This is a genomic window from Microbacterium sp. M28, from assembly GCF_025836995.1.
Lineage (GTDB): Bacteria > Actinomycetota > Actinomycetes > Actinomycetales > Microbacteriaceae > Microbacterium.
This window is the reverse complement of record NZ_CP107546.1, coordinates 605,401-630,476: the sequence shown is the minus strand read 5'-3', so window position 1 is coordinate 630,476 and position 25,076 is coordinate 605,401. Positions and strand designations below refer to the sequence as shown.

Sequence of the window (25,076 nt, the reverse complement as noted above, 5' to 3'; positions counted from 1 at the left end):
GTTGCGACCTGTCCGCCGTGTTGGGAAGTCCTTTGATCTGAATCGTCGCCTCCGCGCCCCTCTTTCCGCGCGCTGACCCGACGATCCTTCACGGACACGGCATCCCTCCGCCCTCTGCGGCGTCGAGCGATCCCCCGGTGTCAGTGCACCCTCGCACTCGACAGGAGACACCATGTCAACCCCGACCCTTCATGCTTCGGTCACGCTCGACCGCCTCACCTTCGCCTGGCCCGACGGCTCGATCGCGCTCGACAGCGTCTCGGGCGCGTTCGGCACGGGCCGCACCGGTCTCGTCGGTCGCAACGGCTCTGGCAAGTCCACGCTGCTGCGCCTGATGGCCGGTGAGCTGACGCCGACCTCCGGCTCGGTCCACACCACGGGGGAGGTCGCGTCCCTCCCCCAGCGCCTGACCCTCGACACCGACCGCCGGGTCGCAGAGCTTCTCGGCGTGGCCGCCGCTCTCGACGCCGTGCGGGCGATCGAGTCCGGCGACGTCGACCCCGCGCACTTCGATGCCGTGGGAGACGATTGGGACATCGAGGCGCGCGCCGCGGCATCCCTCGCCGAAGCCGGACTCGACCCGTCGTTCCTGGACCGGCGGGTCGGAGAGCTCTCCGGCGGCGAGGCCGTGCTCGTGGCGATCGCCGGCATCCGCCTGCGGCGCGCGCCGATCACGCTGCTCGACGAACCGACCAACAACCTGGACCGTGACGCGCGGGCGAAGCTCGCCGACATGGTCCGGTCGTGGAAGGGCACTCTGATCGTGGTCAGCCACGATCTCGGCCTGCTCGAACTCATGGACGACACGGCCGAGCTGTACGCGCACACGCTCAGCGTCTTCGGCGGGCCGTACTCCGAATGGCGCGCCTGGCTGGACGCCGAACAGGATGCCGCGAAGCAGGCCGAGCGGGACGCCTCGCAGGCCTTGAAGAAGGAGAAGCGCCAGCGGATCGAGGCGGAGTCCAAGCTCGCGACCCGCGCGCAGATGGGGCGGAAGGCGTTCGAGGAGAAGCGCGTGCCGAAGATCATCGCCAACGGGAGGAAGATGGCCGCCGAGGTGTCCGCCGGTCGGCTGCGCACCGAGGTCGCCGCGAAGGAGGAGGCCGCGCGCGCCGCACTCGACCAGGCTGGTCGCCGCATCCGCTCGGACGACACGATGAAGATCGAGCTCCCGGATCCGGAGGTCTCGCGCAGCCGCCGCATCGCCACGATCGGCGGTGACGAACGGGAGTGGATCGTCCAGGGTCCGGAGCGCGTCGCGCTGATCGGCCGCAACGGCGCCGGTAAGACGACGCTGCTGGAGCGACTCGTGAGCGGCGCGTCGGAACCGGGATCGGGACTGCACGTCGAAGCGCACACCGACCGCATCGGCTACCTGCCGCAGCGGATCGACGGCCTCGACGAGTCCCGCTCGGTGTTCGAGAACATCGCGGCGGCGGCGCCCGCGATCCCCGAGAAGGAGCTGCGCAACCGTCTGGCGCGCTTTCTCATCCGCGGCAGGACGACGGACCGCCCCGTGGGGTCGCTGTCCGGCGGCGAGCGCTTCCGCGTGGCTCTGGCGAAGCTGCTCCTGGCCGATCCGGCGCCGCACCTCGTTGTGCTCGACGAACCGACGAACAACCTCGACCTCGACACGGTCGATCAGGTCGTCGAGGCGCTGCGGGCGTACCGCGGAGCGGTGCTCGTGGTGAGTCACGACGACGCGTTCCTGAAGCGTCTCGATCTCGATCTCACGCTCGCGATCGACGCGGACGGCGACCTGTCGCAGGTGGAGTGACGAGACCGTCTTCCCCGGTGCGTCGGACATCCAGGGCCCGATGTCCGACGCACCGACCATGATGGATGCATGAGCGATGTGCTCGAGCGCTTCACGCCGGCGACCCAGGACTGGTTCCGCGGGGCGTTCGCCGCGCCCACATCAGCGCAGTCGGGCGCGTGGGATGCGATCTCCGCGGGCAAGCACGCGCTCGTGGTCGCGCCGACGGGCTCGGGCAAGACGCTGTCGGCGTTCCTCTGGGCGATCGACAGCATCTTCCGTGAGCGCGCCGCGGCGACCGACGACGCCGACGATGTGCCGCGGACGCGCGTGCTCTACATCTCGCCGCTGAAGGCACTGGGCGTCGATGTCGAGCGCAACCTCCGTTCGCCCCTGGTGGGCATCGGGCAGTCGGCTCGGCGACTCGGCGAGACCGCACCGTCGGTCACCGTCGGGGTCCGCTCGGGCGACACCACCTCGAGCGACCGCCGAAAGCTCGTGTCGAATCCCCCCGACATCCTCATCACCACGCCCGAATCGCTTTACCTCATGCTGACGAGCCGGGCGGGTGAGACCCTGCGCGGTGTGCACACGGTCATCATCGACGAGGTGCACGCCGTCGCCGCGACCAAGAGGGGCGCGCACCTCGCGGTGAGCCTCGAGCGGCTGGACGCCCTGCGTCGGGCGCGGGGCATCGAGACGCCGGCGCAGCGCATCGGACTGTCGGCGACCGTTCGCCCGATCGACGAGGTCGCCCGCTTCCTCGGCGGCTCGGAGCCGGTCGAGATCGTCGCGCCCCGCGCCACGAAGACGTTCGAGCTCGGGGTCGTGGTTCCGATCGCCGACATGACGAATCCCCCGGCACCCCCGGGCGCGCCCGATCCGATGGCCCCGGACGACGCGGAGTACACCGAGGTCACCGGGTCGGTCTGGCCGCACGTCGAAGAGGCGATCGTCGACCGGATCCTGCAGAACAACTCGACGATCGTGTTCGCGAACTCACGTCGTCTCGCCGAGCGCCTCACCGGCCGGCTCAATGAGATCTACACCGAGCGCAACGGCGACGATCCACCGCCCGCACCCGCCCGAAGGGTACCGGCGCAGATGCCCGCCCAGGGCGGCGCCACCGCCGGCGCCGACGCCGTGCTCGCCAAGGCCCACCACGGATCGGTCTCCAAGGAGCAGCGCGCCCAGGTCGAGGAGGAGTTGAAGTCCGGCATCCTGCGCTGCGTCGTCGCGACCAGCAGCCTCGAGCTCGGCATCGACATGGGCGCCGTCGATCTCGTGATCCAGGTCGAGGCGCCGCCCTCAGCGGCATCCGGCTTGCAACGCGTCGGACGCGCAGGACACCAGGTCGGCGAGATCAGCCGTGCCGCGCTCTTCCCCAAGCACCGAGGCGACGTGCTGCACACGGCGATCGTGACCGAGCGGATGCTGGCGGGCAAGATCGAAGCGATCTCCGTGCCGCGCAATCCGCTCGACATCCTCGCGCAGCAGACCGTCGCCGCGTGCGCGATCGATCCGATCGGCGTCGAGGACTGGTTCGAGACGGTCCGCCGGTCCGCGCCGTTCCAGTCTCTTCCGCGTTCCGCTTACGAGGCGACGCTCGATCTGCTGGCGGGCCGCTTCCCATCCGACGAGTTCGCCGAGCTGCGTCCGCGCCTGGTCTGGGATCGCGACGCCGGGACGCTCACCGGTCGCCCCGGCGCCCAGCGGATCGCCGTGACCAGCGGCGGGACGATCCCCGATCGCGGCCTGTTCGGCGTCTTCGTCGCCGGCGAGACGACCGGGGCCAGGGTCGGCGAGCTCGATGAGGAGATGGTCTACGAATCGCGTGTGGGTGATGTGTTCACCCTCGGGACCACGAGCTGGCGCATCGCCGAGATCACGCACGACCGCGTCAACGTCATCCCCGCGTACGGCCAACCAGGCCGAGTGCCGTTCTGGCACGGCGACGGCATCGGGCGTCCGTTCGAGCTCGGCGAAGCACTCGGGGCATTCTCCCGTGAAATCTCATCGGCCGAGCCGGCGAAGGCGACGCAGCGCCTCATGGACGCCGGTCTCGACGAGATGGCGCGCGACAATCTCATGGCGCATCTGTCCGAACAGCGCGCCGCCACCGGAACGCTGCCGACCGATCGGACGCTGACCATCGAACGAGGGCACGACGAGGTCGGCGACTGGCGGATCATCCTGCATTCTCCGTACGGCATGAAGGTCCACGCCCCCTGGGCGCTGGCGATCAACGCCCGTGTCAGGGAGCGGCTCGGCGTCGAGGGATCCGCGGTGGCCAGCGACGACGGCATCATCGTCCGCATCCCGGATGCCGACAGCGAACCACCGGGCGCCGACCTGTTCGTGTTCGACCCCGACGAGCTCGAACAGCTCGTGACGGAGGAGGTCGGCGGCTCCGCGCTGTTCGCGTCGCGGTTCCGCGAATGCGCCGCACGTGCGCTGCTCATGCCGCGGACGAACCCGAACCGGCGTTCCCCGCTGTGGCAGCAGCGGCAGCGCAGCGCCCAACTGCTCGAAGTCGCCAGACGGCATCCGACGTTTCCGGTGATCCTGGAGACGCTGCGCGAAGTGCTGCAGGACGTGTACGACCTCCCTGCCCTGCGCAGACTCGCGACGTGGATCGCCGATCGGCGCGTCCGCCTCGTCGAGACCGAACCGGCCCAACCGTCGCCGTACGCCCGCGACCTGCTGTTCGGCTACGTGGGCGCCTTCATGTACGAAGGCGATTCCCCGCTCGCCGAGCGCCGCGCGGCCGCGCTCTCGGTGGACCCCGCTCTGCTGGGCGAGTTGCTCGGCACGGTCGAGATGCGCGAGCTGCTCGACCCCGACGTCATCGCGCAGTTCGAGCGAGAGGCGCAGCGACTCGACCCGGATCGCCGCGCCCGCGGCGTCGAGGGCGTCGCCGACCTCCTGCGGATGCTCGGGCCGTTGGATGCCGCGGAGGTGGCGGCGCGCCTCGAGCCGTCCGACGGGGGGACCGCGCCACCGGAGGCCGAGGCGTCGGCGCACCTCGAGGCGCTCGTCGCCGCGCGGCGGGCGATCCCCGTCACGATCGGCGCCGTCCCGCGCATCGCGGCGATCGAGGATGCCGCGCGACTGCGCGATGCACTCGGTGCCGCGCTGCCCACCGGTATCCCCGTCGCCTTCCTCGAGCAGGTATCCGACCCGCTCGGCGACCTCGTCGCCCGCCATGCCCGCACCCATGGGCCCTTCACGACCGAGGCGGTCGCGACGCGTTTCGGCATCGGAGCAGCGGTGGCCAGGCACACGCTGCAGCGGTTGGAGAGCGCGGGGCGGCTCAGCAGCGGCTACTTCCTGTCCGCCGCCGAAGCCGCCTCGGACGACGGTCCGGAGTGGTGCGACACCGAGGTGCTGCGGCGTCTGCGGATGCGGTCGCTCGCCGCGATCCGCGGCAGCGTCGAGCCGGTCGAGCCGGCGGCGTTCGCGCGGTTCCTGCCCGACTGGCAGCATCTGTCCCGGCCGGTGGAGGGCCTCGAAGGCGTCCTGAGCGTGATCGAGCAGCTCGCCGGCGTACCGATCCCGGCCAGCGCCTGGGAATCGCTCGTGCTGCCGTCCCGCGTGCGGGACTACTCGCCCGCGCTGCTCGACGAACTGACCGCGAACGGCGAGGTCATCTGGTCCGGACACGGGACGCTGCCTGGACGCGACGGATGGGTGTCCCTGCATCCGGTGGATCTCGCCCCCTTCACGCTCCCCGACCCCGACGAGACCGAGATCGCCCCCGATTCCCTCGAGGCTCGACTGCTGGACGCGCTCGGCACGGGCGGCGCCTCGTTCGCCTCGCACCTGCGCGACCGGATCGGGGCGGAGAACGAGCAGTCGGTCCTCGACGCCCTGTGGACGCTGACCTGGTCGGGTCGCGTCACCAACGACACGTTCGCCCCCGTGCGGAAGCTGCTCGCCGGCGGCTCGCAGGCGCACAAAGCCGTCCGACGCGCGCCGCGTGCACGCACGTATCGAGGCGTGTCCTTCGCCGGTGCCGCGGCCCGTCCGACGATCACCGGCGGACGGTGGTCGCTGCTGCCGGCCGGCGAGTCCGACCCCGCCCGTCGTGCGACCGTCTCCGCGGGGCTGCTGCTCGACCGCTACGGCGTCGTGACGCGCGGCTCGGCGCAGTCCGAGGGGGTTCCCGGCGGTTTCGCCCAGGTGTACCGCGTGCTGGCCGGGTTCGAGGAGGCGGGGCATTGCCGGCGCGGGTACGTGATCGAGAAGCTCGGAGCCGCGCAGTTCGCGGCCTCCACGACCGTCGATCGCCTGCGGACGTTCGCCGGCCTGTCCGATCCACCCCCGCGCAGGGCGATCACCCTCGCCGCCACCGACCCCGCGAACCCGTACGGCGCGGCGCTCCCCTGGCCGCGCCGCGAGGGCGTCACGCATCGACCGGGGCGCAAGGCCGGTGGGCTGGTGGTGCTCGTCGACGGCGCGCTCGTGCTCTACCTCGAACGGGGCGGGCGCACGGTGCTGGCCTTCAGCGACGATGAACAGGCGCTGCACGCTGCGGCCGCCGATCTCGCGACGACCTCGCGCGCCCGCAGGCTCGAGACCCTCACCGTCGAGAAGGTGAACGGCGAACCGGTGTACGGCACGCCGTTCGCGCTCGCCCTGCAGGAAGCCGGGTTCGTCGCGACACCGCGCGGCTACACCCTGCGCAAGGCGATCTGACGGCGGGCGGGCCGATGCACACCACTTCGCGCGTCCGCTCGCACGTCCTGGTCGCCCCGTACTCTGGAGGCATGCTGCGCGAGTTCGGTATCGGCGTCGGAATGCTCCTGACGGGCTTCCGGTTCTGGCGCACGCGACCGCGGCTCATGGCGCTCGGCCTCATCCCGGCGGTCATCGCCTTCCTGGTGCTCGCCGCAGCGCTCGTCCCGTTCGGTCTGAGCCTCGGAGTCCTCACCGACTGGGCGACGCCCTTCGCCGACGGCTGGATCAGCCCGTGGCGCGAAGTGCTGCGGGTCAGCCTGGGCATCGTGCTCTTCGTCGCCGCTCTGGCACTCGCCGGCGCCGTGTTCACCGCGCTGACCCTGACCATCGGCGACCCGTTCTACCAGCGGATCTGGCGCGGCGCTGAGCGCGAGTTCGGCGGTGACGAGCCGACCGGCGAGACCGGGTTCTGGACGACGCTCGGCGAGGGCATCCGACTGATCGCGCTCGGCCTCCTCGTGGCGCTGCTGACGCTGGCGATCGGATTCATCCCGCTGGTCGGCGGGTTCCTCGCCGGGGCGACCGGCATCGTCCTCTCCGGGCGCCTTCTCGCCAGAGAGCTCACGGGTCGCGCCTTCGACGCGCGCGGCCTGACCGCCTATTCGCGGTCGGAGGTGCTCTCCGTCAGCCGTGCACGGGTGCTGGGTTTCGGCGTCGCCACGCAGCTGTGCTTCATGATTCCGCTCGGCGCTGTCATCACGATGCCCGCGGCCGTCGCCGGGTCGACCGCACTGGCCCGCTCGCTGGTCGAACGCGCCCCGACCCCGCCGCCGGCATCAGCGGATGCCTGAGGGCGACACCGTCTTCCGCACCGCGCGACGCCTGCATGAGGCGCTCGCGGGGCACGAGGTCACGCGCTTCGATCTGCGGGTTCCGCGTGCCGCCACCGCGGATCTCACCGGACAGACCGTCCACGGATGCGTCGCGAGGGGCAAGCATCTGCTGCTGCGCATCGGCGAGTACACGCTGCATTCCCATCTGCGGATGGACGGCGCCTGGCACCTCTACGAGACCGGCCAGAAGTGGCGGCATCCGGCGTTCCGCGTGCGGGCGATCGTCGCCACGGCACGGCGAGAAGCCGTCGGCGTCGACATCGCGGAGGTGCAGCTCGTCGCGACGCGCGACGAGGAACAGCTCATGGGGTACCTGGGTCCCGATCCCCTGGGTCCCGACTGGGATGCAGCGGAGGCTGCCCGCAGGTTGAGCGCGGACAGCCGCAGCATCCATGTGGCCCTGCTCGACCAGCGCAACGTCGCCGGGTTCGGAAACGAGTACGCCGCCGAGCTGCTGTTCCTGCGGGGCATCCTGCCCACGACGCCGGCAGCGGCCGTGGATGCCGACGCCCTGGTGTCACTCGGAGTCCGGACGATCCGCGCGAATCGGGATCGGCCGGACCGCACGTTCACCGGCGTCGCACGTCGCGGTGCGACCGACTGGGTGTACGGCCGCGCCGGGCAGCCGTGCCGGCGGTGCGGAACGCTCATCAGACGCGGCGAGCAGGGCGCCGACCCCACGCGCGAACGCGTCACGTTCTGGTGTCCGACCTGCCAGAGATGACCCATCCCGATCCGGGAATGAATCGGCGATGACGGTGGTTGTCAATATATCCGGGAGTCTCCGGAACGGGAGGAATCGTGGGCAAGAACTACATCGATATCGAGGACGACCAGGGCGCTACGCTGCGGTACCGCAAGCACGCCAATGGCCGTGGTCTCGTCGCGCACGGCGCGAAGGTGCACCCGATGGCGGTCATCGAGGCAGGCGCCTATATCGAACCCGGCGCACGCGTCGCCGCGGGGGCGAAGATCGCCCGCGGCGCCTGGGTGGAGCCGGATGCCGTGATCGGCGAGAACGCGTCGGTCGACGCGCACGCGCACATCGGACAGGGTGCCGCCGTCGGCGCGGGGGCGCACATCGGCGTCCGCACGGAGGTCGGCGCTGGCGCGCGCATCATGCGCGGCTCACGGATCGGCGACGATGAGATCGTCGCGGCCGGCCTCACGATCGCCACCGACCGCAAGGGCCTCTGGCTCGCGGCCTGATCGAGGGAACGAGAAACCACTCCCCGCGCGAGAAGCCACCGCAGGCGCGGTTTCTCGCGCGCCAGGTGGTTTCTCGCGTCGCCCCTCGTCGTCCATACGTGCCAGGGCGAGTAGCCTGAGGACGTGGCGAAAGCGGGAGGCGGCGGGCGGAGCGGACGCGCGGGCGGAGGCCGGCGCCCCGTCAGCAAGGGCACGCCCGTCCGCACGGGCAGGGGTGCGTCCAAGCAGAAGCAGCCGGCCAAGAGCACGCCGAAGAATCCCTCCGGCCGCAGCGCACCCGCTGTCGGACGCTCTGACGCCGCGGCATCCGAACCCCGGCTCTTCCGCCTCGGCGTGATCCCCGGCGCGACGCCGGGCAAGTGGATCGACGCGTGGAAGCAGCGGATGCCGCAGGTCGCACTCGAGGTCGTTCCCCTCGTTGTCGCCGACCAGCGTGCGGCGCTCGCGGATCTCGACGCCGCCCTCGTCCGGTTGCCCATCGAGGATGCCGACCTGCACGTGATCCGTCTCTACGACGAGCTGCCTGTGGTCGTCGCAGCCACCGAATCGCACCTTCTCGCGGTCGACGAGCTCGACGCATCGGACCTCGACGGGGAGGTCCTGCTGACCTCCGCTGAGGATGTGCTGGATCTCGATCTACCAGGCACGACGGCGTCCGCCTACGGCGACGTGCCGACCACCGCGGATCTCATCACCACGGTCGCCACCGGCGCGGGAATCGCGGTGATTCCGATGTCGCTCGCGCGCCTGCACCACCGCAAGGACGTCGAGTACCGCGTGCTGCGCGGCGGTCCGCAGTCCACCGTCGCGTTCGTGTGGCCGCGCGAGCGGACCACGGAAGACGTCGAGACGTTCGTCGGCATCATCCGCGGCCGCACGGCGAACTCCTCGCGCTGAGCGTCACCGTCGGTCATCCATGTCGGCCGCGGCGCCCCGACTGGTTAGAATCGCCGGATGGCCTCGCTTCTCTACATCAGCGTGCGCCCTGAGCTGTCCGCCGCGGATGCCGAGCACGCCTCGTTCCGCCGAGGACTCGGCGGAGTCGAGCTGGACCGGCTCGATCTGCTGGCCACCCCGCTGGATGCCGAGACGCTGGCCGCCCATCGCGGCATCGTGATCGGCGGATCGCCGCTGAACGTCACCGATCCGGCGCCGACCGCACTGCAACGGCGCGTCGAGGACGATCTCGAACGCATCGCCGCCGCCGCGATCGACGGGCGCACCGCCGCCCTGTTCACCTGCTACGGCATCGGCGTCGTCACGAGGATGCTGGGCGGCACGGTCACGCTGGACACTCCGGAGTCCACCGCGGCCGTGACGATCCGCGCGACCCCTGCCGCACGTGCGGATCCGATCTTCGGCCCGAGCGGTCCTGAGCTCACGGTGTTCACCGCGCACAAGGAGTCGGCGGCCGCGGCACCGCCGACCGCGGAGCTGCTGGCCGTCGGCGATGTCTGCCCCGTGCAGGCGTACCGCGTCGGCACGCACCTGTACGCCACGCAGTTCCACCCGGAACCGAGCCCGGCGGACTTCGCCGAGCGCATGACCTTCTACCGCACCAAGGGCTACTTCGACGCGAATGCGTTCGACGCCGTGCAGCAGCGGGTGCTGGCCGCGACCGTCACCGAGGGCGAAGCGCTCCTGAGCCGCTTCGCCGCGACCTTCGCCTGAGCGTCGATCAGGTCAGCAGCGCGATCCGCTCGCGCAGGTATGCCTCCAGCGGCATGTAGCCGCCCGCGCCCGACCATTTCACCTGCGGGATGCCGCCGACCCACGCCAGGGGACCCGACGCGGCGCCCGCATCAACGGCATCCACGTCGATCGCACTCCAGCCGACGTGCACGACCTCGCCGGCGCCGAAGCCGCCGCGCAGCGCCCACTCACGGCGCACCGCACGCTGCCTGGCCGACTCGGCGGTGTAGCCGCGGCGGCCGGCGTCGGCGGCCCGGAGCACCTCTGCGGTCGCCAGAGCGGCGTCATCGGTCAGCAGCAGCACGCCGACGTGCCAGGCCTCGCCGACGCGGACGATGCGATCGCCACGGAACCGCGAGTGCTTCTCCTCGCCGAGACCCTCCTTCGGCACGCCGACCAGCTGTCGCCGAGTGTCGTCCAGCAGTGCGCGCGCCGACATCACAGCTCGCTGACGGGCTGGTTCTTCTCGGCCTCGGCAAGCGCTGCGGTCTCGCCCCGAAGCGACATCGCGATGAGCGGATACAGCAGCACCGACAGCATCCCCGCCCCGACGAGGGCGGCGGCGATCCCCGAATCGAGCATCCCTTCCTCCACGCCGATCGCCGTCACCGCGACGATGATCGGCAGCCCGGTCGCCGACAGCAGGGCGAGCGCCGACCGCTCGCGACCGCTCGTGCCCGCCGGTGCCGAGAGTTGAGCAGCGACACCGCGGAACAGCAGCAGCGCGACGAGGAAGACCGGGACAAGGACCAGGGCCTGCGGAGAGGAGAGCAGTGCGTCCAGGTCGTAGGTAATGCCGGTGTAAAGGAAGAAGATGGGCACGAGGAAGCCGAAGGCGATCGCCTCGATCTTGCTCTCGATCTCCTCGGCGTCCTCCTTCGGGGCACGGGCCATGATGATGCGCCACACCGCACCGGCCACGAACGCGCCGAGCAGCATGTCCAGATCCAGGACGACGCTGAGCGCGACGAGGGATGCGATCAGCAGCAGCACGAAGCGGATGCCGAACTGGTCGGAGGTGTGCAGGGTCGCCCGCAGGAACGCGTGCAGGCGTCCGTGCGGCGTGCGCTGCGCGAAGAACACGACGGCAGCGGCGAGCACGACGAAGGTCAGCAGCACGACCGTCGCGAGCCAGGTCGTGCGCGTGCTGAGGAAGATCGAGATGGCGATGAGCGGCAGGAACTCGCCGACCGCTCCGATCGCGGTCACCGTTCGACCGAACGGCGTGTTCAGCTCCCCCGCGTCCCGCAGGATCGGCATCAGCGTTCCGAGCGCCGTCGAGCTCAGCGCGATGCCGATCACGACCATCCCCTCCCCCGGTGCGAAGAAGAAGCCGAGTCCGATCCCGAGGACGACGCTCAGCACCCACCCGAGCGATGCCCGCACGAGCGGCTTGCCGACCAGCCTGCGGAAGTCGATCTCGGACCCCGCCATGAAGAACAGCATCGCCAGACCGAACTCGCTGAGCTTCTCGAGCACTTCGCCCGCGTCGACCCACCCCAGCAGCGCCGGCCCGATCAGGATGCCCAGCACGAGCTCGAACACGATGACCGGGACACGCAGCACGGGCCGGACGCCCTTCGCCATCAACGGCGCGAGTACGGCCATCAGGGGGACGAGGACGAGGCCTGCTTCGCTCGGGTTCACGCCTGTCAGATTATCCGTCCGCAGAGCCGGCCGCGGGGTGTCCTGTCGCGGACGACCCGGCGATTCGTCACCACCGCCGTCGACGGGGCAGAATCGACGCAGACCTGCAAGGAGCATCCATGTCCCAGCCCGACACCGCCCGTCTGCTCATCGCCTGCGACGACCAGCCCGGAATCGTCGCCGCCGTCGCCGGCGTGCTGGCCGAGCACGGCGCGAACATCATCTCGCTGGACCAGCACTCCACGGATTCGGAGGGCGGACGCTTCTTCCAGCGCACCGTCATCCACCTCCCGGGGCTCTCGGCCGCGCGCCCCGCCCTGGAGGCCTCCATCCAGCAGGTGGCCGATCGGTTCGGCATGGAGTGGTCGCTGCACGACGTCTCGCGCCGCAAGCGCGTCGCGATCTTCGTGTCGAAGTACGATCACTGCCTGATGGAGCTGCTGTGGCGCGCGCAGCGCGGACAGCTGGACATCGACATCACGATGGTGATCTCCAATCACCCCGACCTCGCGGAGTCGGTGCGCAGCTTCGGCGTCCCGTTCGTGCACATCCCGTCCGGCGACAAGCAGGTCATGGAGCAGCGCCAGCTCGACCTGCTGCAGGGAAACGTCGATCTCGTGGTCCTCGCCCGCTACATGCAGATCCTCACCGACACGTTCATCGAGCAGCTCGGCGCCCCCGTGATCAACATCCACCACTCGTTCCTGCCCGCGTTCATCGGAGCGAACCCGTATGCGCGGGCGAAGGAGCGCGGCGTGAAGCTCATCGGCGCGACCGCGCACTACGCCACCGCCGACCTCGACGAGGGCCCGATCATCGAGCAGGACGTCACTCGCGTCACGCACTCCGAGTCGGCGGCCGAGCTGCAGAGCCGCGGCGCCGACGTCGAGCGTCTCGTCCTCGCCCGCGCCGTGCAGTGGCACGCGGAGGACCGCGTGATCGTGCACGGCCGGTCGACCGTCATCCTGTGACCGGCGCGGCCCGAGATCAGGAGGATCGCGCCGGATCAGGACGATCGAGCGCCGATCGTCCTGATCTCGAACACATCGCCTGATCTCAGGACGCCGGCACCCCGGCCACGAGCTCGTCGAACACGTCGGATGCCGCATCCCATCGCGCCAGCGACGCCGACTGCCCGAGCCACAGGGACTGCAGCTCGCCGAGTCCCTGCTGTCCCGCCGGCGTCCGGAACCGTCCGGTGAGCCAGTTCTGCATCGGGAAGGGCGCGATCGTGCCGCTCGCCTCGATCGCGCGGACCGTGCGATTGCGGGCGCCGCGCGCCAGTCGGCCGCTCATCGCACGCGTGAGGACGGTGGCGTCGGCCGATGTGCCGCGGATCGCGGCGCGGTGGGCGTCGTTCGCGGCCGACTCGCGGGTCGCGAGGAACGCCGTTCCGACCTGCACGGCCGATGCTCCGAGCGCGAACGCGGCTGCGACGCCCCTTCGGTCGGAGATGCCTCCCGCCGCGACCACCGGGACGTCGACCGCGTCCGCGACCTGCGGCACCAGCGCGAACGTGCCGACGAGGGACTCCTCGGCGGACCGCAGGAACGACACGCGGTGCCCGGCCGCCTCCATGCCGGTCGCGACGATCGCGTCCACTCCGCCGGCTTCGAGAGCGAGCGCCTCGGCGACCGTCGTCGCCGTCCCGACGACGCGGATGCCCCGGCTGTGCGCCTCGGAGACGATGTCCTCGGACGGCACACCGTAGACGACGCTGAGCACGGCGGGCCGGGAATCCCAGATGGCTTCGAGCTGCTCATCCAGCGACGGGATGTAGCGCTCCGGACGCGAGGGGACGTCCACGCCGACCGCGTCGTAGAACGGCTGCAGCGCCTGAGCGAACACCGCGTGCTGCGGCCCCGGTTCGGCTTCATCGCCCGTGGGCAGCCAGATGTTGAACGCGAACGGGTGCTCCGTCGCCTCCCGCAGAGCGGCTGCCGTCCGGCGGATCCGCTCGCCGTCGTACCCGTAGAGTCCGTACGAACCCAGGCCACCTGCGTCGCTGACCGCGGCGGTCAGTGCCACGGAGGACAGCCCGCCGAAGGGTCCGAGGACGATCGGATGCCGGATGCCGAGAAGGTCTGCGAAGTCGGTCATGCGTCGAGGCTACGCCCGCTCGAGGCATCCGCGCCGGACGGCGACCGGGCTGTCAACCCCCTCTCGCCACGGACTCAGGCGATCTACCGTCGTGGTCAGGAGGTCACCAATGAGCACCGAACCGCACACGCCCACCACGACACATGACGCCTGGGGTGCCGGAGATCCGCATCTGAGGCTCACGAACGGCGACGACCGCCTCGTCTACCACCTTCGCGACGACGTCGTGCGGATCGGATCCGCCGCCGGAAACGAGCTGGTCCTCCCCGGCGGGGATCCTGTGCACGCCACCATCACCCACGATGAGCGCGACGAGTACGTGCTGACGCTGCACGGGCCGGGCGAGACGAACGCCGCCTCGCAGGATGCCTCCGGCGAGCGCACGCAGATACTGCGCACCGGCGCGAGCTTCACCGTCGGGGAGTGGGAGTTGGTCTTCGGCCGAGAGGAGTCCGCCGACCACGGCCGTCCGTACGGCGGTCGGCAGGGCGGGGAGCTCTCGGACCAGGACCTCCAGCCGCCTCGCCCGGACTACTCGGAGGACGCCGCTGCCGCACAGCGCGACGAGCCGGATGCCGCACTCGAGGACCCCACGACCGCGAACGCCTCGGGCCAGGGCGGCTCGGCCGAGGGCGCCGAACGCTCCTCGACGACGCATCGTCTGGCGGGCGACAAGCAGGGCGCGACCGCTCCGGACGAGGACGGCGACCCGAACGAGCCCTGGAGCTGAGCCCGCCGTCGGACCGGCGGTGGTCATGGTCGGCCGTCAGCCGTGGTGGATGCCGCGGTCAACCCGATTGATCGCGGCATCCGCCACGACCGAAGCTGAGTCCATGATCGACCCCGATGTCCCCCGTTGCACCCTTCGCGGCGGCGCCGTGACGTTCACCGCGGCGGTCATCCTGAGCCTGACGGGGTGCCTGGGCACCGTTCCGGTCGACCCGGACGGCACGCTCGACACGGCGACGGCGGAAACCCTCCGCGTCGGCGTGAGCCTGGAGCCGGACCTCGCGGAGGCCGGATCCGCAGCGGACGACGCCCCTCGCGGCCCCCTTGTCGAGCTCGCGACGGACTACGCGGAATCGATCGATGCGCGCATCGAGTGGACGCCCGCGGGCGAGGAGACGCTCGTGAAGATGCTCGAGGCCGGCGATCTCGACCTGGCGATCGGCGGCTTCAGCGACCAGACGCCCTGGGCCGAACGGGTCGGCACGACCCGCGCCTACTCCGACCTTCCCGGCCTGGACGGGCGCACCGTGGTGTGGCTCGTGCCGGCCGGCGAGAACGCTCTGCTGTCCGATGTGGAGCTCTTCCTCGACGGCGAGGCCGCGTCATGACGCGCGCGAAGGAGCACCGGTTCGGCCGGACGGATCTCCCGCAGGAGCAGCGTCGGGCGTTGCAGTCGGCGATCCGCTGGGAGTGGTTCACGATCGGCTACACGACGGTGACGATCATCGTCGTCGCCTTCGTGGTCGGCGGCTCGCAGTCGATGCGCACGGCGTGGATCGAGGACATGCTGTCCCTCATCCCCCAGATCACGTTCCTGATCGCGCTGCTCCTGGTCCGGCGCCGTCCTTCCGTGAACCACCCGTACGGACGCCACCGTGCGATGGGGGTCGGCCATGTCGTCGCCGGAGTCGCTCTGGCGACCGTCGGCGCGAACCTCGCGTTCGAGGCGATCAGCGGACTCGTCACGCAGGACCATCCGACCATCGGAACCGTCCAGCTGTTCGGCCAGACCATCTGGCTGGGCTGGCTCATGGTCGGAGTGATGAGCGTGATCGTGATCGGCCCCGTGTTCTTCTACGGCCCGGCCAAGGCCCGCCTCGCGCCGCTGCTGCACAACAAGCTGCTGTACGCGGATGCCGATATGGCCAAGGCCGACTGGCAGACGAACGCCGCATCGATCGTCGGCGTCCTCGGGATCGGCCTCGGGGTGTGGTGGCTGGATGGCGTGGCCGCGCTGTTCATCTCGGTGGGCATCGTGCGCGACGGGGTGCGCAACGCCCGATCGGCCGTCCGCGATCTCATGGATCAGCGTGCCAGGACCTACGACGACGAGGCGCCGCATCCGCTCGCCGCGGAGGTCGTGCGCTACCTGCGCCGCCTCCCCTGGATCGCCGAGGCCGCGGTCCGCATGCGGGACGAGGGGCAGGTCTTCCACATCGAGGCGTTCGTCCGGCCGGTGCGCCGAGGGGTGTCACTGGCGAAGCTGCGCCGCGCGTCGGAGGGCATCGCGGCGCTGGACTGGAAGGTCCAGGACGTCGTCGTCGTGCCGGTGGAGCAGCTTCCGGATGAGGCGGACCGTGCGGACGACACGGCATCCATCGGAACGGGCTGAAGCCCCACAAGATAGAGGCGGGGCCCCGCAGCGGGCCCGCCTCTGTCAGGGGTTCACTTCTCCGGAGGGAAGTGCGGGATCTCGAACGGACGGGTCGAGCGGTCCTCCTCCGCAGCCGCGACCGCGGCGTCCAGATCGGCGAGCAGTTCGTTCAGGTCGCGATACCGGGAACGATGCGGGCAGGGGCTGCGCAACCACAGGACCTCGATCGCGCCGAGCTCGCTCTTCTCGGCATATGCGACCAGGCGAGCGGCGTCGCTGTGCCCCCGCGTGGCATCGCAGATGCGCCAGCCGGTACGCGGCCCAGCGGAACGATCTCCCAAGCCGGGGTCGCTGCTGACGGAGGGTCTGTCGGGGCCACGATGCTCACAGCGCCTTCCCCCGGTCACGGCGAGGACCGCGCCTGACGTGTACGACGATTCGGCCGAAGCCAGGTACACGTAGGCTCCGGCGAGTTCGGGCGGCTGGCCCGCTCGCCCGAGCGGTGTGTCGAGCCGAAGTTCGACACCTTCTCCTCATCCCAGCCGGTCGCCGGGATCAGCGGTGTCCAGATGGGCCCGGGTGCGACGGCGTTGACACGGATGCCACGGGGGCCCGCCTCCTGCGCGAGCGCCTTCACGAACGCGACCTGCGCGGCCTTCGTCATGGCGTAGTCGATGAGCCCAGGGGAGGGCTCAGCGGCCTGGATGGATGCCGTGACGATGATCGACGCCCCCGGCTCCATCGAGGCGTACGCGGCGCGGGCGGAGAACAGCAGCCCCGCCAGGTTCGTGTCGAACACCCGGCGCATGTCCGCGGTCTTCAGGTTCGCGAACCCGCCGACGTCGTGCTGGTACGCGGCGTTCAGCACGATCACGTCGAGGCCGCCGAGCGCGCGGCGCGCCTCGACGACGGCGTCGGTGGCGAACTGCTCGTCGCGGACGTCGTCGCTACCAGGCTCAGTCCCTTGCGGCCGGCATCTCGGACGATGTCCAGGGTGTCGTCCGCATCTTCCTGCTCTTCCGGCATGTGCACGATGGCGACGTCGGCGCCCTCTCGGGCGTAGGCGATCGCGACGGCGCGTCCGATGCCGGAGTCGCCTCCGGTGATCAGCGCGCGGCGTCCGGCGAGCGGCCGTTGCCGACGTAGCTCTGCTCGCCGTGGTCGGGAGTCGGCCGGGTCTCGTCCGTCTGACCTGGCTGCTCGTCCTGCGACTGGGGAGGGAACGGTCCATCGGTGTGCGCATGGCGGGGGTCTTGGGCGATGTCGGTCATATCATCCTCGCTCTGGGGAAACGGAAGGAAGGTCGTTACGACCATCGCCCGCATCGCCGCGGGTGACCAGGGGGTTGACACTGACGCAGTTGGCATCCTTCGCGTGCGTGAGCGCTCGCGCGCGATCTGTCAACGGGGCTGACCGACGCCCCAGGGTGCGCGAGCGTGGGATCCCGACCGAAGGAGACAGCCATGTCAGGTACGAGAGCCATCCCCGAAGACGAGCACCCGTTCCCGCCCGAGCGCATGCAGGAGCGCGGCGCGGACAACATCGACCCCGCTGACGCCGAGGCGACACCCGAGGATGCCGCGGACGACGAAGAGCAGCCGGAGACCCAGGGCGACGAACCCCTGGAGGCGGACCTCGGCGAGGACGGCCAGGGCGATCTCGCCGGAGGACGAGCCCGATGTCCTCGCCGCGGACGCGTCCGGAGCGGATGCCGAGCCGACCGACCTGCGGGACGAATTGCCGTGAGCGGAGTCGGCGATCAGGGCCTGCGTCCGGCGCACGCAGCCCCAACCGCCGGACGACGACGAGAGCTCGCGGCCGAGGAGGAGGCCCGGTCGGAGCGTCGCCCGCACCGACCGGACGAGCCGCCGATCGAGCCCGCGCCCGAGGCGGCACGGGCTCAGGACCGGCGTGCGCCCGATGACACGCGGCGCAGCCAGCGGAAGCCGTAGCCCTCGAGATCCAGCACGAGTCGGCCGTCCGCGGGGTCGACCGGCGCATTGGACAGCAGGTCGGTGACGGATGACGTGTCGTCATCCGCATCCGGGATCTCGATCTCCACACGGCGTGCGTCCGCGGCGAAGTTGTGCGCCGCGACGAACACGACTCCGTCCGCGCGGCAGGCGTGCGCCAGGACCGCGGGGTCGCCCGTGTCCACGATCGACAGGTCTCCCCAGGCGATCTCCGGCGCCGACCGGTAGCGCGCGATCAGGAGCCGGACGAACGACAGCAGGGAGTCCGGATCGCGGAGTTGGTCGTGCACGTTCACGTGCTCGGGTGCGTAGCCGCCCGTGGGGATCGCCGGGACGCGTGACGGCCTTGCGGTCGAGAATCCACCCGACGGCCCGGCATCCCATTGCATGGGAGTCCGGATCGCCGCCCGATCGGGCATCGTAAGCAGCTCACCCATGCCGATCTCCTCGCCGTACAGCAGCATCGGCGCCCCAGGGAGCGAGAATAGCAGGCTGTACGCCTGCCGGATCCGCCGTGGGTCGCCGCCCATCATCGGCGCCAGACGACGCACGATCCCCCGTCCGTAGACGCGCTGGCGCTCGTCCGGCGCAAGAGCATCGAACACCTCCTGCCGCCCCTGCTCGTCCAGCTGTTCCAGCGTGAGCTCGTCGTGGTTGCGCAGGAAGGTCGACCAGCCCAGCCGCCGATCGACCGCCGGTCGGTTGCCGAGGACATCCGCGAGCGGGCCGGCCTCGTGCCTGACCGCCGACAGGAACACCGCCTGCATGGTCTCGAAGTCGAACTGCAGTTCGAGCTCGGTGCCGCATGAGCCGAAGTAGGCGAGCTGGTCGGCGTGCGGAAGGCCGACCTCGCCGAGCAGCACCGCTCCCCCGCGTCGTCGGCCCACGAAGCGATGCAGCTCCCGCAGGAACTCGTGCGGATCGGTCTCGTCCGCCGCACCCGGCGTACTGATCAGGAACGGGACCGCGTCGAGGCGGAACCCGTCGACGCCCAACTGGGTCCAGAATCCGACGACGCGAGCGATCTCCGCCCGCACCGCAGGCTCGGCGAGGTTCAGGTCCGGCTGATGCCGGTAGAAGCTGTGCAGGTAGTACTGATCGGTGCGTTCGTCGTGCTCCCAGACGCTGTCCTCCTCGCCGGGGAACACCGTCTTCTGGGAGGTCCGAGGCGGGCGATCCCGCCAGACGTAGTAGTCGCGGTGCTTCGAGGTGCGCGAGCGTCGGGCGGAGCGGAACCAGGGGTGGCGGTCCGACGTGTGGTTCACGACGAGGTCCATGATCACCCGGATGCCGCGGTCGTGCGCGATTCGCAGCAGCTCGACGAACCCGCCCAGATCCCCCAGCCGCGGATCGACGGCCGTGAAATCGGTGATGTCGTAGCCGTCGTCGAGGTCCCGCGTCGGCTGGAACGGCATGAGCCACAGGCAGGTCACGCCGAGTTCGGACAGATAGTCGATCCGGTCGCACAGTCCCTCGATGTCACCGACCCCGTCGCCGTCCGAGTCCTGGAACGTCTCGATGTCGAGACAGTAGATCACCGCCGTCCGCCACCACAGATCGCTCGTGTCGGCGGGTCTCACAGCTTGCTCCGAAGCGCAGGGAGCAACTCGCTCCCGCTTCTCTCGAGGAATGCCGTCTGCTCCTTGCCCACGTGATGCAGATAGATCCGGTCGAACCCGAGGGCGACCTCTGCGATGCGCTCGGCCAGGTCGGCGGCGGAATCGGAGACGAGCACCGCTGAGCGCAGCTTCTCGTCGGTCGGATCGGCGAGCGCCTCGAAATCCTCCGGCTGCTCGAGATCCCACGTGCGATCTGCTGGGGCGGTGGCATGCGACCACTGATCGCGCACGATCGCGAGAGCCTCGGCATCCGTCTCGGCCAGGCTCACGTGGATCTGGATCGCGAGCGGCCCAGGGCCGCCTGCTTCACGGTAGGCCTCCCGCGTCCGGGCCGAGGCTGCGGGATCCGTCCCCACCGTGATGAGCCCGTCGGCCCACGCCGCGACCTCGGCCGCCGTCTGCGGGCTGACCGCGGCTGCCAGAAGCTCGGGCGGCGCCGTGGGCCTGCTCCAGACGCGCGCGTCGTGCACGCGCACCTCGCCTGCCCGATCGACCCGCTCGCCGGCGAGGAGCGCACGGATGACCGTCGCGCGCTCTCGCGCAACCGGCGGTCGCGCCGATCCTTGTCCGGCCATGCGTCCCCTGTGACGTGTTCATTCAGCGCCTCGCCGCTTCCGAGCGCCGCCCAGAACCGCCCGGGGAACAGGGAGGCCAGGGTCGCGACCGCCTGGGCCGTGATCACGGGGTGGTAGCGCTGCCCCGGCGCCGTGACCAGGCCCATGGGGAACCGGGTCAGCGCAGCGCCGCGCCGACCCAGCTCCACGCGTATCCGGATTCGCCCTGCGCGCGCGTCCACGGCGCGAGGTGATCCGAACACATCGCTCCGTCGAAGCCGACGGCCTCGGCATCCCTGACCGCCTGCAGAAGCGTCGCCGGATCCACCTGCTCGTGCGAGGCGTGGAAACCGATGAGAACCATGTGCGGTCGATTCAGATCGCGAGATCAGGGTCGGCTCCGACGCGCGCCTCGCCGCCGCCGCCCTCCATCAGCTCCTTGAAGCGACGGAGGTCGGATGCTGCGGCCCGCTCATCGAGGTTGAGCAGGGCGCCCGCCTTCTCCGTCAGTGTCTCCGGCACCCAGCCCATCTCGAGCTCGACGCGGGTGCGCTCGGCATCCACCGGGATGAACCGCACGACACCGGTGTGCACCTTCTCACCGTCGCTCGCCCACGCGATGCGCTGGTTCGGCACGGCTTCGGTCACGACGGCATCGAACTCGCGTTCCACTCCTCCGACGTTCACGACCCAGTGCGTCCTGTTCTCGCTCAACCGTTCGATGCTCTTCACCATCGACATGTAGTGCGGCATGTCCTCCAGGCGAGCCCACTGGTCGTACACCGCCCTCGCGGGTGCTTCGACTTCGATATCGGCCCTGATCACTTCGGTCATTCAGCTCATCTCCTTCTCGTCGTCGGGTGCTCCGTGTGCGAGGACGAGTGGATCCGCACGCGGGGACTTCAATGTACGGACGTCGCGGCGGAGAGCGTCCCGGGGTTGACCACGTCGGATCCAGCGCGTACCGTGCCGCGCGTCGGAGACGTAACCTGTCGCCAGTGCGAGGTCAATCCCCTCTCTCTGCCGCCTCGCCTCCACCTAGCGTGGCCGCATGAGCGATGTCACGGTGTTCGCCCCGTCCCCGACGCTGACCATCACCGTCGAGGATCACCCTCAGGGATCCGAGATCCACGTCCACGCCGGCGGACAGGGTGTCTGGCAGGCGCGGATGCTGCGCCGCCTGGGCTGCGACGTCACGATGTGCTGCGTCCTTACCGGCGAGGTCGGCGGCCAGCTGGGCCATCTGCTTGAGGACGAAGGACTGCGCGTCCTCGCCGTGGAGCGCGCCGGACGAGGCTCCGCCTACGTCCACGATCGCCGCGACGGCAAGCGCGTCGCGATCGCCGAAGAGCAGGGCGACCCCCTCGGTCGCCACGAACTCGACGATCTGTACACGCGGATGCTGGATGCCGCGTCGAAGTCGCGCATCTCGATTCTCAGCGGCCCGTAAGCGACTCGACGGTCCCGGCTGACATGTACCGCATGCGGCTCGCGGCCGACCTGCGAGACGACGAACGCCGAGTCATCGCGGACCTCGCCGGCGACCGCATGCAGGCCGTCGTCGCGGGCGGCGTCGACATCCTCAAGGTGAGCCATGAGGAGCTCAGACAGGACGGGCTGATCGCGGACGATTCGACAGACGGCATCCGCGCCGCGATGCGCACGTTGCGCGGCAGCGGAGCGGGGGCTGTGATCGTGACGCGCTCCTCGGATCCGCTGCTGATGATGGACGACCACGGCACCGTCGAGGTCTCGCTGCCCGCGTTCGCAGAAGCCGAGACCCGGGGAGCCGCGGCGATTCGCTCACGGCGGGAGTGGTGGCAGGACTCGTGCGCGGCGAACCCCTGCGTCGCGCGATCTCCCTCGGCGCCGCCCGCCGGCGCCCTCAACGTCACTCGGCACGGCCTCGGCACCGGTGACGGTGCCGCGATCCGCGGTCTGCGCGATCGCGTCCGCCAGCGCACCATCGACACCGATGAAGCGCCCATCGCTGAGGAGCGCACGAGCCCCGACGGGCTCGCCGCGCGAGCAACGCCGCAGGAGGACTCATGACCCGCGTGCTCGTCACCAACGACGACGGCATCGACGCCCCCGGCCTGCATGCTCTCGCGGCTGCCGCCGTGTCGGCGGGCTTCGATGTCGTCGTGGCCGCTCCCGCCAAGCAGTCCAGCGGGTCGAGCGCGTCCATTCTGGCGGAGGAGGCCGACGGCCGGATCCGCATCGGACGGCGCGAGCTGGACGGCCTGGACGGCATCCCCGCGCACGCGGTCCATGGTGGACCCGGCCTGATCGCCCTCATCGCGGCCCGCGGCGCCTTCGGTGACCCGGCCGACCTGGTGCTGTCCGGGGTGAACCACGGCGCGAACGTCGGCCGCGCGATCCTGCACTCCGGCACGGTCGGTGCCGCCCTGACCGGGGGATCGGCGGCACATGGGGCATGGCGGTCTCGCTCGACGTCGGCATCGAACCGCAGTCGTATCACTGGCGGACAGGCGCGGATGCCGCTCTGCGACTGGTACCGGCTCTCATGCAGCGCCCCCGCGGTTCGGTCGTGAACGTCAACGTGCCGAACACCGCCGAGGTGCGCGGATTCATCGAGGCGCCCCTCGCCCCGTTCGGCATCGTCCAGACCACCCTGACGGAGGCCGACGAGCATTACGTGCGGCTGGCCGTCGAGGACCTGCCCCTGCGGCCCACGGAAGACAGCGATGCCGCGCTGCTCGCCGAGGGATGGGTGACCGTGACGGGCATCGACCCGGTCAGCAGTTGCTCGTTCCCGCTGCCGCCGGAGATCGCGGGTCAGAGCGCGGGGTTCTCCGCCGTCACGGCTCGCCGCCGCCAGCCGGCTCAGGAACGAGGTAGAGCCCGCCGGGCGAGTTCGCGGTGAAAGCCAGCGCCTCGATCCAGGCGCGGTTGATCGCAGGCGAGCGGCTGCCGTAGTACTTGAAGACGAGGGCGCTGGAGGGTGAACCCACACGGTCGTCCGCCCGCCGCCGACGCTGGCGTCCTCGCGCCACGAGAACGGGAAGGGTTCGCCGCGTCGCAGCTTGGCACTGATGACCAGCTGGATGTGCGTGAGAGCACGGTCCTCGATCTCGACCTTGACGCCGCCCTCGTAAACGAACTTGCCCATGCAGCATCCTCCTCTGGTGACGGTCCGATGGTTCGGACAGCGTTGCGAATCGGCCCCCTTGGACAGCGTAGCCGCACGCACCAGCGCCGTCGCGCTGGCGCGTTCCACGGTGTGTCAACCCCCGCTTGTGCACGCGACGGCGAACGTATCGTGGCGCCCAAGCACACGAGAGGAGCATGAGCATGACACTGGTCAGCGACATCATGACGCCGGGGGCGCGATGCATCGGTGAGAACGACTCGCTGCACATCGCAGCGACCGTGATGGCAGAGCTCGACGTCGGAGCGCTTCCGATCTGCGGGGAGGACAGCAGGCTGAAAGGGATGCTGACCGATCGCGACATCGTCGTCAAGGCGGTCGCCAACGGCATGGACCCCGAGACCACGCGCACCGGCGTGCTGGCGGAGGAAAGCCCGTCACCGTCGCGGCGTCCGACGACATCTCCATCGCACTCGCGCGCATGCAGGAGCATCAGATCCGTCGGCTCCCCGTGATCGACGACCATCTGCTGGTCGGGATCGTCAGCCAGGCGGACATCGCCCGCGCGATGCCCGCGGAGGACACCGGCGAGACCGTCGAACGCATCTCGATCTGAGAGACGGAGGGAGCAGGACATGCCACGCAATCAGCGATCGCGCCTGAAGGACCCCGAGCTGTACGAGGAGCTCAGGGAGGACGGCGCCTCGAAGGAGAAGGCCGCGCGGATCTCCAACGCCACCGGCGGCACGCGCAAGGGTCGCTCCGACGTGGGGCGCCGCGGGGGCGAATCGGGCAGCTACGAGGATTGGACCGTCCCGGAGTTGAAGAAACGTGCCAAGGAGCTCGGCCTGACCGGCTACTCCGACAAGCGCAAGAGCGAGCTCATCACGGCGTTGCGGGATCACTGAGCGGTCCGGCGGCCTCCGTCGCCGCTTCGCGCCCGCGGCCGCGTCCGCGTCCGCGTCCGCCTGAGATGCTGACGCCGATGCTCGCGGCGATCACGAAGGCGATCGCCGCGAGCCGCACGGGTCCGGCCTGCTGGTGCAGCAGCAGCCACCCGGCGAGCGTCGCCGTCGCGGGCTCCAGACTGAGCAGGATGCCGAACACCCGTTGCGGCACTCGCCGCAGCGCGGCGAGTTCGAGCGTGTACGGGATGATCGAGCCGAGCAGCGCCGTCGCCGCCGCGAGGAGCAGCAGCGACGGCTCCGCGAACACGACGAGTGCGGCGGGGACGCCGAACGGCAGCATCACGACCGCCGCGACGGCGAGCGCGACCGCGAGTCCCGCGTTACCGGGATCGTCGTCGCGCCGGCGTGGGCTGTGGCACGGATGTACAGCGCCCAGAACGCGGCGGCGATCAGCGCGAACATCACGCCGATCGGATCGAGCGGGTCCGCCCCGATCGCGCCGTCGAGTCCGAGCAGCCCGATGCCGATCACCGCGAGCGCCAGCCATCCGGCATCCCGTACCCGCCGGGTGAGCACAGCCGAGAGCACGAGCGGGCCGAGGAACTCGATC

29 protein-coding genes and 3 pseudogenes are annotated in these 25,076 nt (G+C 70.5%); 19 read left to right on the top strand and 13 right to left on the bottom strand.

What is annotated here, in order from left to right; genetic code table 11:
- The first annotated feature begins 172 nt into the window (after positions 1 to 172).
- From OED01_RS03080 to OED01_RS03050, 7 genes are all read left to right on the top strand, one after another.
- Positions 173 to 1,777, top strand: coding sequence for an ABC-F family ATP-binding cassette domain-containing protein (locus tag OED01_RS03080; RefSeq protein ID WP_264156930.1), 1,605 nt, complete (start codon positions 173 to 175; stop codon positions 1,775 to 1,777).
- A gap of 69 nt (positions 1,778 to 1,846) precedes the next feature.
- A complete protein-coding gene (locus OED01_RS03075; RefSeq protein ID WP_264156929.1) occupies positions 1,847 to 6,454 on the top strand; it encodes an ATP-dependent helicase in 4,608 nt (1,535 codons plus the stop codon).
- Between the two features lie 71 nt (positions 6,455 to 6,525).
- A complete protein-coding gene (locus tag OED01_RS03070; protein ID WP_264156928.1) occupies positions 6,526 to 7,287 on the top strand; it encodes an EI24 domain-containing protein in 762 nt (253 codons plus the stop codon).
- Positions 7,280 to 8,053 (top strand): DNA-formamidopyrimidine glycosylase family protein, encoded by a 774-nt coding sequence (locus tag OED01_RS03065; RefSeq protein ID WP_264156927.1) that lies wholly within the window; start codon positions 7,280 to 7,282, stop codon positions 8,051 to 8,053. Before OED01_RS03070 ends, OED01_RS03065 begins: the two co-directional genes overlap by 8 nt.
- A gap of 77 nt (positions 8,054 to 8,130) precedes the next feature.
- Complete coding sequence (locus OED01_RS03060) at positions 8,131 to 8,538, top strand: LbetaH domain-containing protein (protein ID WP_264156926.1); 408 nt, start codon at positions 8,131 to 8,133, stop codon at positions 8,536 to 8,538.
- Positions 8,539 to 8,661: 123 nt separating this feature from the next.
- Positions 8,662 to 9,435 (top strand): LysR substrate-binding domain-containing protein, encoded by a 774-nt coding sequence (locus tag OED01_RS03055; protein WP_264156925.1) that lies wholly within the window; start codon positions 8,662 to 8,664, stop codon positions 9,433 to 9,435.
- Between the two features lie 57 nt (positions 9,436 to 9,492).
- Entirely contained in the window at positions 9,493 to 10,209 is a 717-nt protein-coding gene (locus tag OED01_RS03050; RefSeq protein WP_264156923.1) for a glutamine amidotransferase-related protein, read from the top strand.
- Between the two features lie 7 nt (positions 10,210 to 10,216).
- Here OED01_RS03050 and OED01_RS03045 read toward each other — a convergent pair whose 3' ends face one another.
- Together OED01_RS03045 and OED01_RS03040 are read right to left on the bottom strand one after the other, a co-directional pair.
- Positions 10,217 to 10,669, bottom strand: coding sequence for a glutaminase (locus OED01_RS03045; protein ID WP_264156921.1), 453 nt, complete (start codon positions 10,667 to 10,669; stop codon positions 10,217 to 10,219).
- Complete coding sequence (locus OED01_RS03040; protein WP_264156920.1) at positions 10,669 to 11,877, bottom strand: cation:proton antiporter; 1,209 nt, start codon at positions 11,875 to 11,877, stop codon at positions 10,669 to 10,671. Before OED01_RS03040 ends, OED01_RS03045 begins: the two co-directional genes overlap by 1 nt.
- Before the next feature lie 119 nt (positions 11,878 to 11,996).
- Here OED01_RS03040 and purU point away from each other — a divergent pair, with 119 nt between their 5' ends.
- Complete coding sequence (gene purU / locus OED01_RS03035) at positions 11,997 to 12,848, top strand: formyltetrahydrofolate deformylase (protein ID WP_264156919.1); 852 nt, start codon at positions 11,997 to 11,999, stop codon at positions 12,846 to 12,848.
- Positions 12,849 to 12,933: 85 nt separating this feature from the next.
- On the opposite strand, the gene OED01_RS03030 is transcribed toward purU, so the two are convergent.
- Positions 12,934 to 13,977 (bottom strand): NAD(P)H-dependent flavin oxidoreductase, encoded by a 1,044-nt coding sequence (locus OED01_RS03030; RefSeq protein ID WP_264156918.1) that lies wholly within the window; start codon positions 13,975 to 13,977, stop codon positions 12,934 to 12,936.
- A 109-nt stretch (positions 13,978 to 14,086) separates the two neighbouring features.
- Here OED01_RS03030 and OED01_RS03025 point away from each other — a divergent pair, with 109 nt between their 5' ends.
- The 3 genes from OED01_RS03025 (at position 14,087) to OED01_RS03015 (ending at position 16,318) form a co-directional block, all read left to right on the top strand.
- Positions 14,087 to 14,707: an FHA domain-containing protein gene (locus OED01_RS03025; RefSeq protein ID WP_264156917.1), complete on the top strand. Its 621-nt coding sequence runs from the start codon at positions 14,087 to 14,089 to the stop codon at positions 14,705 to 14,707.
- A 103-nt stretch (positions 14,708 to 14,810) separates the two neighbouring features.
- Positions 14,811 to 15,314 carry a type 2 periplasmic-binding domain-containing protein gene (locus tag OED01_RS03020; RefSeq protein ID WP_264156916.1) on the top strand — a complete coding sequence of 168 codons (504 nt, stop codon included), beginning with the start codon at positions 14,811 to 14,813 and terminating at the stop codon, positions 15,312 to 15,314.
- Positions 15,311 to 16,318, top strand: a complete 1,008-nt coding sequence (locus OED01_RS03015) for a cation diffusion facilitator family transporter (protein WP_264156915.1) — start codon at positions 15,311 to 15,313, stop codon at positions 16,316 to 16,318. The genes OED01_RS03020 and OED01_RS03015 overlap by 4 nt, the downstream gene beginning before the upstream one ends.
- Positions 16,319 to 16,371: 53 nt before the next feature.
- Here OED01_RS03015 and OED01_RS03010 read toward each other — a convergent pair whose 3' ends face one another.
- Together OED01_RS03010 and OED01_RS03005 are read right to left on the bottom strand one after the other, a co-directional pair.
- On the bottom strand, positions 16,372 to 16,641 hold the full coding sequence (locus OED01_RS03010) for a hypothetical protein (RefSeq protein WP_264158003.1): 270 nt from the start codon (positions 16,639 to 16,641) through the stop codon (positions 16,372 to 16,374).
- Between the two features lie 51 nt (positions 16,642 to 16,692).
- A pseudogene (locus tag OED01_RS03005) lies at positions 16,693 to 17,571 on the bottom strand (SDR family oxidoreductase); the annotation flags it as partial.
- Between the two features lie 192 nt (positions 17,572 to 17,763).
- On the opposite strand from OED01_RS03005, the gene OED01_RS03000 reads away from it, so the two are divergent.
- Positions 17,764 to 18,252, top strand: coding sequence for a hypothetical protein (locus OED01_RS03000; protein WP_264156914.1), 489 nt, complete (start codon positions 17,764 to 17,766; stop codon positions 18,250 to 18,252).
- Here OED01_RS03000 and OED01_RS02995 read toward each other — a convergent pair.
- The 5 genes and pseudogenes from OED01_RS02995 to OED01_RS02985 form a co-directional block, all read right to left on the bottom strand.
- Positions 18,201 to 19,853 (bottom strand): alpha-amylase family protein, encoded by a 1,653-nt coding sequence (locus OED01_RS02995; protein ID WP_264156913.1) that lies wholly within the window; start codon positions 19,851 to 19,853, stop codon positions 18,201 to 18,203. The two genes, OED01_RS03000 and OED01_RS02995, sit on opposite strands and share 52 nt — an antisense overlap.
- Positions 19,850 to 20,467 (bottom strand): LLM class flavin-dependent oxidoreductase, encoded by a 618-nt coding sequence (locus OED01_RS16430; RefSeq protein ID WP_318841127.1) that lies wholly within the window; start codon positions 20,465 to 20,467, stop codon positions 19,850 to 19,852. Before OED01_RS16430 ends, OED01_RS02995 begins: the two co-directional genes overlap by 4 nt.
- 41 nt (positions 20,468 to 20,508) lie before the next feature.
- A pseudogene (locus tag OED01_RS16425) lies at positions 20,509 to 20,613 on the bottom strand (LLM class F420-dependent oxidoreductase); the annotation flags it as partial.
- Positions 20,614 to 20,624: 11 nt separating this feature from the next.
- Complete coding sequence (locus OED01_RS16420) at positions 20,625 to 20,810, bottom strand: hypothetical protein (protein WP_318841126.1); 186 nt, start codon at positions 20,808 to 20,810, stop codon at positions 20,625 to 20,627.
- A gap of 11 nt (positions 20,811 to 20,821) precedes the next feature.
- Positions 20,822 to 21,280, bottom strand: coding sequence for an SRPBCC family protein (locus tag OED01_RS02985; protein ID WP_264156912.1), 459 nt, complete (start codon positions 21,278 to 21,280; stop codon positions 20,822 to 20,824).
- A 217-nt stretch (positions 21,281 to 21,497) separates the two neighbouring features.
- Here OED01_RS02985 and OED01_RS02980 point away from each other — a divergent pair, with 217 nt between their 5' ends.
- Genes OED01_RS02980 through OED01_RS02965 form a run of 4 tightly spaced genes read left to right on the top strand, consistent with a single transcriptional unit; the run spans position 21,498 to position 23,333 of the window.
- Entirely contained in the window at positions 21,498 to 21,896 is a 399-nt protein-coding gene (locus tag OED01_RS02980) for a carbohydrate kinase family protein (protein WP_264156911.1), read from the top strand.
- A gap of 23 nt (positions 21,897 to 21,919) precedes the next feature.
- Positions 21,920 to 22,498 (top strand): 1-phosphofructokinase family hexose kinase, encoded by a 579-nt coding sequence (locus tag OED01_RS02975; RefSeq protein ID WP_264156910.1) that lies wholly within the window; start codon positions 21,920 to 21,922, stop codon positions 22,496 to 22,498.
- A complete protein-coding gene (locus OED01_RS02970) occupies positions 22,495 to 23,001 on the top strand; it encodes a 5'/3'-nucleotidase SurE (protein ID WP_264156909.1) in 507 nt (168 codons plus the stop codon). The genes OED01_RS02975 and OED01_RS02970 overlap by 4 nt, the downstream gene beginning before the upstream one ends.
- Complete coding sequence (locus OED01_RS02965) at positions 22,974 to 23,333, top strand: hypothetical protein (RefSeq protein WP_264156908.1); 360 nt, start codon at positions 22,974 to 22,976, stop codon at positions 23,331 to 23,333. Before OED01_RS02970 ends, OED01_RS02965 begins: the two co-directional genes overlap by 28 nt.
- Here OED01_RS02965 and OED01_RS02960 read toward each other — a convergent pair.
- A pseudogene (locus tag OED01_RS02960) lies at positions 23,269 to 23,579 on the bottom strand (DUF7882 family protein). The gene OED01_RS02965 and the pseudogene OED01_RS02960 overlap by 65 nt on opposite strands.
- 176 nt (positions 23,580 to 23,755) lie before the next feature.
- Here OED01_RS02960 and OED01_RS02955 point away from each other — a divergent pair.
- Genes OED01_RS02955 through OED01_RS02950 form a run of 3 tightly spaced genes read left to right on the top strand, consistent with a single transcriptional unit; the run spans position 23,756 to position 24,466 of the window.
- Positions 23,756 to 24,073, top strand: a complete 318-nt coding sequence (locus OED01_RS02955; RefSeq protein ID WP_318841125.1) for a CBS domain-containing protein — start codon at positions 23,756 to 23,758, stop codon at positions 24,071 to 24,073.
- The gene (locus OED01_RS16415) at positions 24,040 to 24,174 is read left to right on the top strand and encodes a CBS domain-containing protein (RefSeq protein WP_318841124.1); all 135 of its coding nucleotides are present in this window, start codon (positions 24,040 to 24,042) and stop codon (positions 24,172 to 24,174) included. The genes OED01_RS02955 and OED01_RS16415 overlap by 34 nt, the downstream gene beginning before the upstream one ends.
- Positions 24,175 to 24,193: 19 nt before the next feature.
- Positions 24,194 to 24,466 (top strand): DUF7218 family protein, encoded by a 273-nt coding sequence (locus OED01_RS02950; RefSeq protein WP_264156907.1) that lies wholly within the window; start codon positions 24,194 to 24,196, stop codon positions 24,464 to 24,466.
- Here the strand turns inward: OED01_RS02950 and OED01_RS02945 are convergent.
- Both OED01_RS02945 and OED01_RS02940 read right to left on the bottom strand, forming a co-directional pair.
- Entirely contained in the window at positions 24,444 to 24,806 is a 363-nt protein-coding gene (locus tag OED01_RS02945) for an EamA family transporter (RefSeq protein WP_264156906.1), read from the bottom strand. The two genes, OED01_RS02950 and OED01_RS02945, sit on opposite strands and share 23 nt — an antisense overlap.
- Positions 24,806 to 25,054, bottom strand: a complete 249-nt coding sequence (locus tag OED01_RS02940; RefSeq protein WP_264156905.1) for a DMT family transporter — start codon at positions 25,052 to 25,054, stop codon at positions 24,806 to 24,808. The genes OED01_RS02945 and OED01_RS02940 overlap by 1 nt, the downstream gene beginning before the upstream one ends.
- Positions 25,055 to 25,076 lie beyond the last annotated feature (22 nt).